Raw genomic sequence first — 12,975 nt, forward strand, 5'->3', positions numbered from 1 at the left:
CGGTAAAATCATTATTTTTGTATTGCATAAAATTGTGTACTATGAAACATTCAAGCATTTGGAGCTGCCTCATGATTTTTTCAGTAGTTGGTATCTCCTTATTGACATCGTGTGGGAGAAGTGGAAAAGTGGAAATCACTCCCTATATTCTCAACTTGCATTTGAAATATACGCACATTGATAATTTCGAGCACGGTATAGCTCGGGTGAGCATGGATACTAAGACTGAGTCGGGTCGCGAGACAGCTGTCTATGGTTGTATTGACGAGAGGGGCAAGGAGGTGATACCTTGTATTTATGAGCTGGTATTTGTCGAGCCTGGTGGTATCGTGGCTCTTTCGAAAGAGGGGGTGTACAAACTTTTTGTCTATCGCGACGGTGGGGTAGAGGAATTCTCCCTCCCGTCAGGTATTCAGCCGATAAGCGGTTTCTGTTGCGACCGTAGTGCGGTTTGTGACGAGTATTATAACTATGGTTATATCGATTCCGAGGGGAACCTTGTGGTGCCCTGCCGGTATGAACGTGTGAATGATTATAACGAAGGTTTGGCCGTAGTCGAACAGAATTGGAGAAAAGGATATGTCGATACCGACGGTTACGAGGTGTCTCCTGTCTCTTATCGGGGAGCAGAAATGTTTAGAAATGGCCGCGGCTGCGTGCAGAACGAGGCAGGACTCTATGGCTACGTCGACGAGACGGGCCGAGAGGTAATTCCCTGTCGGTTCGAAAAAGCCATCTCCTTTTATGGCGAGGTGACCCCGGCGTGTCTCAATGGTCTCTATGGTTTGATCGACAAAGACGGCGAGTTTATCTCGACCCCGCGTTATGAGGCGATGGGTATTTGTGACGTTGATGTGTTTTATTTCTATGAGAACGGTCTCTATGGCTTTGTCGATGCCGAGCAGAAAGAACTGACTTCGGCACGTTACGACCGGATAGGTGAATTATTCAGCGAGGGGCTGATTGATGTGGAACAGCAGGGTAAACATGGATTCATAAATAAGCAGGGCGAAGAGGTGATACCCTGCATATACAGTCGGGTGAGCCGGTTTGAAAATGGCTTTGCCCGGGTGGCTCGCAATGGGAGGGTAGGGTATATCGATACCGCGGGACGCGAAGTCTTTTTGCTCCCCTCTAACAGCTATGCGAGCACTTATCGCTCGGGCTACGGTGTGTTCTGTTTTAAAAGCGGTGGTGAGATATTCATCTTTGACGAGGAGGGTAACAGGCTCGACAGTAACGGTCGGGAGACTCCGGGTACCATCTCTGCTGGTAGTGAGACACCCGCCAGTGGTAACGTGGGTAGTGACGTGGTGTCTATTCCCGCAGTTTCGGCACCCGTTTCGTCGGGTAGCAACCGGAGCGATCCAGCCCGTCGGGTCGAGTGGGAAATCCGCCGCAGCCGGGCCATTGAAGAGCTGACCCGCTTACAGATGAAATTGATCGAGGACCCCAATTCGGCTGCTATCAAGCACAACATACAGTCGCAGCAGAACATCATCAATACTTGTAACGAGATGATCGCTATCTATCAGTAACAGGGTGGACATTTCCTGTTTCGTGAGGGGCTGTTGTTTCTTCGTGCGAATTGGACTATCTTTACCGAGTCTTAAATAGATCTGTTATGAAAATTCTTCTCGACGTACATACTCACACGGTTGCTAGCGGACATGCTTTCAGTACTTTACAGGAGATGGTTCGCACGGCAGCCGATAAAGGCCTGCAAATATTGGGTATTACGGAACACACGGGTGGCATTCCGGGAACTTGTTCACCCATATATTTTCGGAATTTACCGGTAGTGCCGCGGCTGATGTACGGGGTGGAACTCTTATTAGGCGCCGAGATAAATATAGTCGATTATGAAGGTTCTCTCGACTTGGAAGAAGAATATTTTAAATTTTTGGATATTCGCATAGCCGGACTTCATTCGCTGTGTTATCGGCCGGGAACGGTCGAGCAGAATACATTGGCTGTGGAAGGTGCTATACGTAATGGTCATATCGACATTATCAGTCACCCTGGTGACGGTACGGCCGATCTGTTTTTTGAACCGTTAGTGCTGGCTGCCAAAGAGAACGGGGTGTTGTTGGAAATAAACAACAGTTCTCTCAATCCATATCGCCATAAGGAGAAAGCGAGAGAAAATAATTTGGAAATCCTGCGTTTGTGCAAACACTATGAGCAACCTGTCATTTTGGGGAGTGATGCCCATATCTCTTTTTCCATCGCCGATTACAGATGGCTGTATCCTCTGTTGGTGGAGACTGAGTTTCCCGAAGAGCTTATTCTCAATGATAAGCCCGATGTGTTCAAAGCTCGATTGAGACGCAACCGGGAGGAAATGGTCGTTTAGAATTTCGTCATTCCGTATTTATCGAATGTTTTCTTACGGGAAATCCATAGGGTGAGCAAAACCGATATGAGCGAAGAGGCGAAGATGGTTATCATTAGCATGATTTGATATTTGATGGCTACGCTTGGGCTGCTGCCTCCTAAAATTTGTCCGGTCATAGTTCCCGGAAGGGCGATAAGTCCCATGACTGCCATTGATGCGATCGTGGGGTTGAACGATTTGATGAGGGCTTCACGCATGAAGGGGGTCAGGGCTTCGCTGGGAGATGCGCCGTTCCCCAACAGATAAAGGTATAATTGTCGTTCTCTGTTTAGAGAGCCGTAAAACGAATTGAGAGCGATAACGTTGGCCGATAGCATATTGCCTAAAATCATACCACTGATGGGAATAAAATATCGGGCGGTAAAGATTTTTTCCGGGCGAACGACTAAGCCTAAGAAATAAAAGTCTATGACGAGTAGTGAGACGAGAAATGCAACGGAAACAGCCATGAATAAAGTTCGTACGGGTAAGTGGGTTCGTTTTAGTGCGGTCGATGAAGCTATGATTATCATGAGCAATATCCATAACAGATTTATCCACAGTTTATCCCATAAAAACAGGTATTCGAGATAAAATCCGATGAGGAAGAGTTGTACGGTCATACGTAGCGCGGCGATGAGCGTGTCTTTTACCAAACCGGTACGGTAACGGTAGAGAAAATAGGTAGGGATTATCAATAACAGAAATCCCAAAGCCATGTGTCCGTATCCGATATTTATTGTTTCCATAATCAATCTCCGATGTATATTTTTCGGTCGAACGCCTCTATGAAGCGAGTGTCGTGCGACACCATCACTACGGTTGTTTCCCGCATGGCGTGAATGTAATCGATGATAAGAGAAATAGAGTCGGGATCGAGAGCCGAGGTAGGTTCGTCCAAGAGAACGATTTTTTTGTTTAACAAAGCCGTTATCATCAGCATAATACGCTGGCGCTGTCCTCCCGATATTTCAATAGAGCGTTTTTCATACAGTTCGGGTTCCAGTCCGAGTCTTGCGAAATGATTCAGGATAGTTTCTTTCGTAGGTCTCGACGGTTGGTTTATTTTTAGCCTGAAAGGGGCTGCGATCAGTTCTTCGACTGTTTCAAACGGGAGAGTGAACTCTTGGGGCAACCATGCGGTTATCCGTCGTATTTGTTGTATGGCAACGCTGTCGAGGATTTTACCGTTTATACGGATAGAGCCTTCGTCTGGTAAAACAAAGCCGGCTACCGAAGCAAGAAGGGTGCTTTTACCGTGTCCCGAAGGTCCGTAAAGCACCACTTTCTCGCCGGAGCTGATGCAACACGAGAAGTGTTGCATCAGAGGCTTGTTGTCATAAATGAAAGTTATGTTGTTGAATTCGATCATTTTTGTTGGTCGGTAGTTGTAGCTTGCGGCTTCAACCAACGGTCGAGCCAACGGAAGAAAATTCTTTGCCACAGTACACCGTTCTGAGGCTTCAAAATCCAGTGGTTTTCGTCGGGGAAGATGAGCATTTCTGCCGGAACTCCTCGGAGTTTGGCTGCGTTGAACGCCGACATACCTTGTGAGGCAAGAATGCGGAAATCATATTCTCCGTGAGTGATAAGTATGGGGGTATCCCATTGGTCTACGAATTTATGCGGCGATGTAGCGAATGTACGTTGTGCCGTAGCATTCTTTTTATCCCACGGAGCTCCGCCCATATCCCAGTTGGCAAACCACATTTCTTCGGTTTCTACATATTGTTGTTCGAGGTTATAGATACCTGCGTGGGCGATAAATGCTTTGAATCGTTTTTGGTGATGTCCGGCCAGCCAATAGACCGAGAATCCTCCGTAGCTGGCGCCAACTGCGCCCATGTGGTCGCCGTCGATGAACGGTTCTTTTTTCATTTCATCGGTCGCACTGAAATAGTCTTTCATGTTTTGGCCACCGTAATCTCCGCTGATTTGTTCGAGCCATTCTTGACCGAATCCGTAGAGACCCCGACGGTTGGGTGCGATAACGATGTATCCGTTGGCCGCCATTAATTGCAGATTCCAACGGTAAGACCAGAATTGGCTCACCGGTTGTTGAGGTCCGCCTTGACAATAGAGGATAGCGGGGTATTTTTTAGAAGGATCGAAATGGGGAGGATAAACGATCCACGTAAGCATCTTTTTGTTATCTGTCGTCTTTATCCAGCGTTCTTCGACTTTACCCATAGTGATTTGATCCAGAATATCTTTATTCTCGAAAGAGATTTCCTTTACTTCTTTGCTTTGCGGGTCGATACTATAAATTTCATCGGGCTGAGACAAAGAGTGGCGCATGGCGATCAAACAGTTGTCGTTTACGGGAGCCAATGAGGCATAATCGTAATATCCGGTCGTGATTTGTTCGATTTTTTTATCGAGCCCTACTTTGAAAATGTGTATTTCTCCCTGATAGGCCGAACGGATATATAGAGATTTTCCGTCGGGACTCCAAGCCAATTCATCGGTGCTGTAATCGAAGTCGGAGGTCAGGTCTTGTTTTTCTCCTGTTTCCATGTTCATGATGAAGAGTCGATTTTTGTCCGATTCGTAACCCTCGCGTTCCATGCTGCCCCATGCCAGATATTTCCCGTCGGGCGAGAACGCCGGTGTAGTATCGTATCCCATCATGCCCTCGGTAAGGTTTTTGGTTTCTTGGGTGGAGAGGTCATACAGATAAATATCTGAATTTGTCGATAAAGAATATTCCATACCGGTTTTCTTTCGGCTGGTATAAGCGACGGCTTTACTGTCGGGAGTCCATGCGAAAGATTCGATACCACCGAATGGCTTCATGGGAGATTCGTATGGCTCTCCTTCCATAATGTCGGTAATATCGGTTAACTGTTTACCGTCGAATGAAGCGATATAAGGGTGGGGTATCTCTTCCACCCACTCGTCCCAATGCTTGTACATTAAATCGTCGATCACACGTCCTGTCGCTTTATCGAGGTCGGGGTAGAGGTCCGAGGCTTTCTCGCTGTATTTCACGTTGCCGATGAAAAGTATATGTTTCTCGTCGGGCGAGAATAAAAAACCGTGGACACCTTTCTCATGGTGGCTTATTTGTCGGGCATTGCTACCGTCGGCATTCATAATCCATAATTGTGAATCTCCGCTCTTTCCCGACAGGTATGCTATTTGTTTGCCTCCGTCGATCCATACGGCATTGCCTTCCGATTCGGGAGTACAAGTGATTTGCTTTTTGTTTTGTCCGTCGATGTCCATGACGAAGAGCTCACGGTTGCTTTTGTTTTGTTCCAGATTTTCGTAAGAGACACCATACAAAATTTTACTCTTGTCGGGAGAAACTACGGGACCGCTTACTCTGCCGAATGCCATGAGCACTTCTGTGGTCATGATTCCATTCTCGACTTTTACGGGTTGTTTGCCGATTACGTCTCCGGTTTTTCCGGTCGGCTGACAGGCCGTTACCAATAAAGTTCCTGCCATCATCATACAATTTAGTTTGTTCATAAATAACGGTTTATAGTTTATTTATTGTTCGGTTTTTTCTTTTTTTGCCTACTCTTTGTCTCACTTACGATTCTTGCTGGTTTTCTCCACGGGGTGTTCCCATATAGTTTTTCCGCCAAATCGTTTCTGTGCATGCGTTTGAGTGAATTTTGTATGTCGTTTCTCTTTTCGGGGAGATACCAGAAGAAATATTTGCGTTGGTTTAACTTCTCTTCCGGTTTTCGGGCTGTGAAAACTTTCTCGCCGGTGTAGGGGTGTATTCCTGTATAATAAATTTCGGTGGACAGAGTCATAGGAGTAGGCGTAAAATCCTGTACTTGTTCCAATTTGAAATTCATTTGTTTTGTCAAAGCCGCCAATTCTGCCATATCTTCCTCTGTACAGCCCGGGTGGCTCGATATGAAATAAGGGATAATTTGCTGGTTCAGACCTTTTTCCTTGTTTATTCGTTCGAAAATTCGTTTGAATTCTTCGAAGAGAGAGAACGAGGGTTTGCGCATGATGTTGAGAACTCGGTCCGAAGTGTGCTCCGGGGCTACTTTCAGTCGACCGGAGACGTGACGGGATATGAGTTCCTCTGTATAAAACCGAGTACAATGGTTTAACTCATTATCTTTGTGGCGGTGGAGCAAAAGGTCGTACCGTACTCCGCTGCTGATAAACGATTTTTTTATGCCGGGTAGGGCATCGACGGCTTGGTATATATCCAATAAAGACGAATGGTCGGCATTGAGATTCGGGCAGATTTGAGGAGCCAAGCAGGAAGGCCGTTTACACTTTCGGCAAAGTTCTTCATTCACCCCGTGCATTCGGTACATGTTTGCCGAGGGGCCTCCCAGATCACTCAGATATCCTTTGAAATCGGGCATATTGATGATTTGTTTTACCTCTTTGAGAATGGACTCTTTGGAACGGGAGGCAATGAATTTGCCCTGATGTGCCGAAATGGTGCAGAATGCACATCCGCCGAAGCACCCTCTATGCAGATTGACCGAAAACTTTATCATTTCATATGCTGGAATTGTTTTCCCTTTGTATTTGGGGTGGGGCATACGGGTATAAGGAAGGTCGAACGAGGCATCTATTTCCGTTTCGGTCATGGGCGGGTAAGGAGGATTGACCATGATTGCCCGCTCTCCCACGCTTTGCCAAAGTCGCTTAGCGTGGTATTTATTGGATTCTTCCTCGATGTGCTTGAAATTTTCCGATTGCTTCCGTTTGTGGAGTAGGCATTCTTCGTGTGATGCGAGGACGATATTCCCTTCGTCTTCCGTAACGCGAGGCATATTCGAAAGAGGTTGCATACTTGCTGTTTGAGGAATGTCGTCGAGCTGTTTTATGTTCTCACCTTGTTGTAACCGGCGGGCTATTTCGATAATGGGACGTTCCCCCATTCCGTAAATTAACAAATCGGCCGGGCAGTCAGCCAGAATGCCGGGCAATAGTTTGTCTTGCCAGTAGTCGTAGTGAGTCAGGCGTCGCATAGAGGCTTCGATTCCCCCAACGATAATCGGAGTGTCCGGGAATAACCGTTTTAAGATACGGCTATAAACGATTGTAGGATAGTCGGGTCTCATGCCATGCCGGCCATTGGGAGTATAAGCATCGTCGCTCCTCAATCTCTTGTTTGCGGTATAATGGTTCACCATCGAGTCCATAGCTCCCGCCGAAATACCGAAGAATAGCCGGGGGATACCCAATTTTTTGAAGTCCCGCAAATCGTCTTGCCAGTTAGGTTGGGGAACGATAGCCACTCTCAATCCTTCGGCTTCGAGCGTGCGTCCGATCACGGCAGCCCCGAAAGAGGGGTGGTCCACATAAGCGTCTCCCGAGAATAGGATTACATCGACGTAATCCCAGCCTCGTAAATCCATCTCCTTACGGGTGGTCGGTAACCAATCTTGTAATCGGTATTCTTTCATATTCTTGTTAATAGAGCCCTTCGATCTTTCCGTTTACTACTTTTATTTGATGTGCTTGCGGGTGCTTGGGGAGACCCGGCATGCGTAGCATCTCTCCGGCTATGGCTACGATAAAGCCAGCACCTGCATTTAATTCTATGTCATTGATGGTAAATTGAAAATCTTTAACCAACCCGTATCGTTTCGGATCGGCTGAAAATGAATATTGGGTTTTGGCGATACAAACCGGTAAATGATTTAGGTTCCAGTTCTTAATTTGTTTCAGCTTCTTCTCGGCTTTTTGACTGAATACGACCTCTCCCGCACCGTAGATAGTGTGTGCGATCTTTTCTATTTTTGCAGTCGGGGAATCGTTATCGTTATAGGTGAAACGTAACGGACGAGACGGATTGTTTTCTATCTCTTCGACAACGGCGTGTGCCAAATCGGCGGCCCCGATACCGCCGTCGGTGTAAGCGTTGTTCACAACGCATCTTATGCCTTTTTGTTCGCAATGGCGCATGATGAGTTCTATTTCTTCATCAGTATCGCTGGTGAAACGGTTGAGTGCCACCAATACAGTTTGTCCGAAAGATTGCAGGTTTTCGATGTGTTTGTCGAGGTTGGCGAATCCTTGAACGATACCCTCTCTGTTCGGTTTCGTTATGTCTGCTTCGGGAACGCCTCCGTGCATTTTCAGCGATAATGTGGTCGCCAAGAGGACTGTCAAATCGGGACGAAGTCCGCTTTGACGGCATTTGATATTGAAGAATTTTTCGGCCCCCAAGTCAGCTCCGAAGCCAGCTTCGGTTACGACATAGTCGCCGAAAGTGAGAGCCATGCGGGTGGCTATGGCCGAATTGCAGCCGTGAGCAATGTTGGCGAACGGCCCTCCGTGTACGAGTACAGGATTATATTCGGTCGTTTGCACCAAATTAGGCTCTATCGCATCGCGTAGCAGGGCGAGCACAGGGCCTGTGATACCCAAATCGTTTACCGTGAACGGCTCTCCATTATACCGATGTGCAACGACGATACGGCCGATGCGTTGTTCCATGTCCTCCATATCTTTCGAGAGACAAAGAATCGCCATGATTTCCGATGCAGGAGTAATGTCGAATCCTGCTTCCGTGGGAATCCCGTTGTTGAGTCCCCCCAATCCGGTCACAATCTGCCTTAGTGATCGGTCGTTCATGTCCATTACCCGCCTCCAAAGTATATTTTTCAGTCCACTGCCCTCGGCTCGGTTCTGGAAAATATAGTTGTCCAACTGTGCGGCGATTAAGTTGTGAGCCGACGTAATGGCATGGAAATCTCCGGTGAAGTGCAGATTGATTCTTTCGGGAGGTAGTACTTGTGCGTACCCGCCGCCGGTAGCTCCACCCTTAATCCCGAAACATGGACCCAGCGAAGGCTCTCGTAAAGCGATGATGGCTTTCTTACCGATATGGTTGAGTCCCATGCCCAATCCTATGCTCACGGTCGTTTTTCCCACACCGGCTTTGGTTGCGGTAATAGCGGTTACCAATATGAGGTGGCTCTTTTTCGCTTTATGGTCGTCGATAAGTTTGAGCGGTACTTTGGCTATATAAGGACCGTAGTGGAATAAGTTTTCGACAGGAATACCCGCTTTGCGGGCTATGGTATCTATTTCTTCCAAAACTGTGCTGTCGGCTATTTCAGTGTCACTTTTCATAAATTCAGGTAGTCGTGGTTGTTTTTTGATATAAATCTTCTAGTTTTATAAGCTCGTCCCGATATTGTGCCGCTTCGATGAAATCCATTTTTTTTGCCGCTTCGACCATCTGTTTGCGAGTACGTTCGATGGCCTTTTGCAACTGTTCTTTCGACATATATTTGACGATAGGATCGGCGGCGACATCTACATGTTCCCGATATTCGTCGCTGTACGCTTTTGTCGGTTTGGTCGCTTTGGACGGTTGCGCCTGTTGTTTTGTATCTGCATTCGATATGAGCACCGAGCTCTTCGACTTTTGTATCGCTTGGGGAGTGATATGGTTTTCTTCGTTGTAAGCTAACTGTTTCTCTCTCCTTCTATTGGTCTCGTCTATGGTTTTTTGCATGCTTTCGGTGATTCGGTCGGCATACATGATTACCCGCCCATTGAGGTTTCTTGCGGCCCGTCCTACGGTTTGTGTCAGCGAACGATGCGAGCGTAGGAAGCCTTCTTTATCGGCATCGAGTATGGCCACTAACGAGACTTCGGGTAAATCCAATCCTTCGCGTAAGAGGTTAACCCCGATAAGCACGTCGTAAACACCCGCTCGTAAATCGTCCAAAATTTTAATACGATCGAGAGTGTCGACATCGGAGTGTATATAATTACAGTTGATGTCGAGCTTGGCGAGATAAGCGTTCAGCTCCTCGGCCATACGTTTGGTTAGGGTCGTTACCAGAACTCGTTCGTCGTGTTCTATCCTTAGTTGTATCTCTTCCAATAAATCGTCGATTTGGTTCAGGCTGGGACGTACCTCTATGATAGGGTCGAGCAATCCCGTCGGACGGATAACTTGTTCGACGACGATACCTTCGCTCTTTTCCAGTTCATAATCGGCGGGAGTGGCGCTTACATAAATGATTTGCCGAGCCAATCCTTCGAATTCGTCGAATTTCAAAGGCCGGTTGTCTACGGCGGCAGGTAGTCGGAATCCGTATTCTACCAAATTCATTTTGCGGGATCGGTCGCCTCCGTACATCGCTCGGATTTGCGGTACGGTCACATGGCTCTCGTCGATAATCGTCAGGAAGTCTTTGGGAAAATAATCGAGCAGGCAGAAAGGTCTGGTTCCCGCTTCTCGGCCGTCGAAATATCGGGAATAGTTTTCTATCCCCGAGCAGTGGCCTATTTCCCGAATCATCTCCACATCGTAGGTCACCCGTTCGTAAAGCCGTTTGGCTTCTAAGTTTTTTCCGATAGATTTGAAAAATTCTACTTGTTTACCGAGGTCGATTTCTATCTCTCCGATAGCTTTGTCTATTCGCTCTTTGGTCGTGACGAATAGGTTAGCCGGAAAAATTTTGTAAGCATCGAATGTCCCCGTGCTGTTTCCCGTCGCAGGGTCTATGGTACGTATCGACTCGATTTCTTCGCCCCAGAACTCGATACGGACAATCACGTCGTCATAGGCGAGATAAATGTCTACCGTGTCGCCCTTCACTCTGAAATTACCCCGGCTCAGTTCTATCTCGTTACGGGAGTACAGCGAATCGACGAAGTGTCGCAATAGTCGGTTTCTTCCGATATTGTCGCCAACCTTTATGTCGATGACATTGCTGTGAAAGTCCTCGGGATTCCCTATACCGTATAGGCATGAAACCGAAGATACCACGATAACGTCCTTACGACCCGAAAGAAGGGCCGATGTGGTGGATAGACGCAACCGGTCTATCTCTTCGTTGATGGCCAAGTCCTTTTCGATATAAGTGTCGGTCGAGGGTATATAAGCCTCCGGTTGATAATAGTCGTAATATGAAACGAAATATTCTACTGCATTTTCGGGGAAAAAACTTTTGAACTCATTATATAATTGTGCGGCCAGAGTTTTGTTGTGGCTTAAAATGAGAGTCGGCTTCTGGACCCGCTCGATTACATTTGCCATGGTGAATGTCTTTCCTGACCCGGTTACACCCAATAGAGTCTGATAGGGAGTCCCGTCGAGTATTCCCCGACTTAACTCGTCGATAGCCTCCGGTTGATCCCCAGTCGGACGATAAGGTGAAATGAGTTTGAAGTCCATTGAAATCGATTCTTTAATAAGATTCCGGGATTACAAAACAAAGGACTAAATAAACCAGCAGGGCGAGGCCTATTGTCCCGATAGATAACAGTACACAGATGATACGGACCACGGTAGGGTCTATACCTAAATATTCCCCTATACCTGCGCATACGCCGCCTAACATGCGGCCGTTGCGGGGACGGGTAAGTTTCTTTATCGTATTCATTTTATGTTTGATAATTTTTCAGATACAAAGATAGTGAAAGGTGAGAGCAGAGACAAACGGAAATGAAATTTCCGATTGGGCTATGCCGAACCGCATCCTATTTTCGCTACTGTGCAAAGATAGTGAAAGGTGAGCGTAGAGGCAAACGGAAATCATATTTTCGACTTGGCTATGCCGAGCCTCCTCCTATTTTGTATTTCCGAAGATAATAAGACAAAACGAGAGAACCGGACAAAACGCACCAGTCTGTTTTTCATAAAGGCCAGTGTGAAAATATGAAAGATAATATATTTGCTGATGCTGACAAAAAAAGTTGGTCGATATAAACTTTATTATTACCGATAAATAAGGAGTCTTTATCCCGGTCATCGTTAAATTTCTCTTATTTCCTTTCTATATTCGTGTGAAATCTCTAACTTTGCAAACTGATAAATAAATTAATAATGAGAAAAGTAATCTGTTCGATAGTTTGTGCTTTGCTCCTTGTGTCGTGCGGCGAATATAATAAGATACTGAAAAGTACTGATTATGAGCTGAAATACGACTATGCTAAGAAGGCGTTTGAACGGAAAAAATATATGCAGGCTGCGACCTTGCTCGAAGAGTTGGTTGCAATCTTCAAAGGAACGGATAGAGCAGAAGAGTCGTTGTATTTATTGGCTCGGAGCTATTATTTGAATAAGGATTATATTACGTCTGGCGAATATTTTCAGGCGTATTATAAAAATTATCCCAAAGGGGAATATACCGAATTGGCCCGTTTTTATTGCGGATATGGTTATTATTTGGACTCTCCCGAGGCTAAATTGGATCAAACAGGCACTTATAGAGCAATCGATGAAATGCAGCGTTTCCTCGATTATTTCCCGAATAGCGAACGGGCTAAACAGGCACAGGATATTATTTTTGAGTTACAAGACAAACTTGTGTATAAAGAGCTATTGAATGCCCAGTTATATTATAATTTGGGTAATTATATGGGGAATAATTATCAATCGGCTATCATTACGGCGCAAAACGCTTTGAAAGAATATCCCTATACGCGATATAAGGAAACTTTGTCCATGTTGATTTTGAAGTCGAAATATCAAGAAGCGGTACAGAGTATCGAAGAAAAGAAACCTGAGCGTTTTCGCGATGTCATCGACGAATACTATTCGTTTATCAACGATTATCCTTCGGGAGAATATTCGAAAGAAGCCGAGAATATTTTTAAAGTGGCGAATAAATACGTAAAAGATTAATCTTTAAAAT

General features: G+C 46.1%; 10 protein-coding genes. 3 read left to right on the plus strand and 7 right to left on the minus strand.

All coding sequences use genetic code 11. The features are described 5' to 3' along the window. Nucleotides 1-41 precede the first annotated feature (41 nt). Both HMPREF9448_RS06610 and HMPREF9448_RS06615 read left to right on the plus strand, forming a co-directional pair. Nucleotides 42-1,538 (plus strand): WG repeat-containing protein, encoded by a 1,497-nt coding sequence (locus tag HMPREF9448_RS06610; protein ID WP_008861812.1) that lies wholly within the window; start codon nt 42-44, stop codon nt 1,536-1,538. An 86-nt stretch (nt 1,539-1,624) separates the two neighbouring features. Then, complete coding sequence (locus HMPREF9448_RS06615; protein ID WP_008861813.1) at nt 1,625-2,356, plus strand: phosphatase; 732 nt, start codon at nt 1,625-1,627, stop codon at nt 2,354-2,356. On the opposite strand, the gene HMPREF9448_RS06620 is transcribed toward HMPREF9448_RS06615, so the two are convergent. From HMPREF9448_RS06620 to HMPREF9448_RS06650, 7 genes are read right to left on the minus strand one after another with little or no spacing between them, the layout of a single operon-like run. Further along, nucleotides 2,353-3,126 (minus strand): ABC transporter permease, encoded by a 774-nt coding sequence (locus HMPREF9448_RS06620; protein WP_008861814.1) that lies wholly within the window; start codon nt 3,124-3,126, stop codon nt 2,353-2,355. The two genes, HMPREF9448_RS06615 and HMPREF9448_RS06620, sit on opposite strands and share 4 nt — an antisense overlap. Before the next feature lie 2 nt (nt 3,127-3,128). Continuing rightward, a complete protein-coding gene (locus HMPREF9448_RS06625; RefSeq protein WP_232297237.1) occupies nt 3,129-3,821 on the minus strand; it encodes an ABC transporter ATP-binding protein in 693 nt (230 codons plus the stop codon). After that, nucleotides 3,746-5,854: a S9 family peptidase gene (locus HMPREF9448_RS06630; RefSeq protein ID WP_008861816.1), complete on the minus strand. Its 2,109-nt coding sequence runs from the start codon at nt 5,852-5,854 to the stop codon at nt 3,746-3,748. Before HMPREF9448_RS06630 ends, HMPREF9448_RS06625 begins: the two co-directional genes overlap by 76 nt. 17 nt (nt 5,855-5,871) lie before the next feature. Continuing rightward, on the minus strand, nt 5,872-7,776 hold the full coding sequence (locus HMPREF9448_RS06635; protein WP_008861817.1) for a YgiQ family radical SAM protein: 1,905 nt from the start codon (nt 7,774-7,776) through the stop codon (nt 5,872-5,874). A 7-nt stretch (nt 7,777-7,783) separates the two neighbouring features. Further along, nucleotides 7,784-9,451 (minus strand): formate--tetrahydrofolate ligase, encoded by a 1,668-nt coding sequence (locus tag HMPREF9448_RS06640; RefSeq protein WP_008861818.1) that lies wholly within the window; start codon nt 9,449-9,451, stop codon nt 7,784-7,786. A gap of 4 nt (nt 9,452-9,455) precedes the next feature. Further along, nucleotides 9,456-11,513: an excinuclease ABC subunit UvrB gene (gene uvrB, locus HMPREF9448_RS06645; protein ID WP_008861819.1), complete on the minus strand. Its 2,058-nt coding sequence runs from the start codon at nt 11,511-11,513 to the stop codon at nt 9,456-9,458. Between the two features lie 13 nt (nt 11,514-11,526). Further along, nucleotides 11,527-11,721, minus strand: a complete 195-nt coding sequence (locus HMPREF9448_RS06650; RefSeq protein WP_008861820.1) for a PspC domain-containing protein — start codon at nt 11,719-11,721, stop codon at nt 11,527-11,529. 440 nt (nt 11,722-12,161) lie between these two features. Between HMPREF9448_RS06650 and HMPREF9448_RS06655 the strand changes: the two genes are divergently transcribed. Beyond that, nucleotides 12,162-12,965 carry an outer membrane protein assembly factor BamD gene (locus tag HMPREF9448_RS06655; protein ID WP_195343062.1) on the plus strand — a complete coding sequence of 268 codons (804 nt, stop codon included), beginning with the start codon at nt 12,162-12,164 and terminating at the stop codon, nt 12,963-12,965. The last annotated feature ends 10 nt before the right edge of the window (nt 12,966-12,975 follow it).

The organism is Barnesiella intestinihominis YIT 11860 (assembly GCF_000296465.1).
Taxonomy (GTDB): Bacteria; Bacteroidota; Bacteroidia; order Bacteroidales; family Barnesiellaceae; genus Barnesiella; species Barnesiella intestinihominis.

Bases quoted from the DNA above. Each gene is read 5' to 3' on its own strand.
- HMPREF9448_RS06630 (WP_008861816.1), bottom strand. From the start codon at position 5,854: ATGAACAAACTAAATTGTATGATGATGGCAGGAACTTTATTGGTAACG.
- HMPREF9448_RS06650 (WP_008861820.1), bottom strand. From the start codon at position 11,721: ATGAATACGATAAAGAAACTTACCCGTCCCCGCAACGGCCGCATGTTA.
- uvrB (WP_008861819.1), bottom strand. From the start codon at position 11,513: ATGGACTTCAAACTCATTTCACCTTATCGTCCGACTGGGGATCAACCG.
- HMPREF9448_RS06615 (WP_008861813.1), top strand. From the start codon at position 1,625: ATGAAAATTCTTCTCGACGTACATACTCACACGGTTGCTAGCGGACAT.
- HMPREF9448_RS06640 (WP_008861818.1), bottom strand. From the start codon at position 9,451: ATGAAAAGTGACACTGAAATAGCCGACAGCACAGTTTTGGAAGAAATA.
- HMPREF9448_RS06635 (WP_008861817.1), bottom strand. From the start codon at position 7,776: ATGAAAGAATACCGATTACAAGATTGGTTACCGACCACCCGTAAGGAG.
- HMPREF9448_RS06610 (WP_008861812.1), top strand. From the start codon at position 42: ATGAAACATTCAAGCATTTGGAGCTGCCTCATGATTTTTTCAGTAGTT.
- HMPREF9448_RS06620 (WP_008861814.1), bottom strand. From the start codon at position 3,126: ATGGAAACAATAAATATCGGATACGGACACATGGCTTTGGGATTTCTG.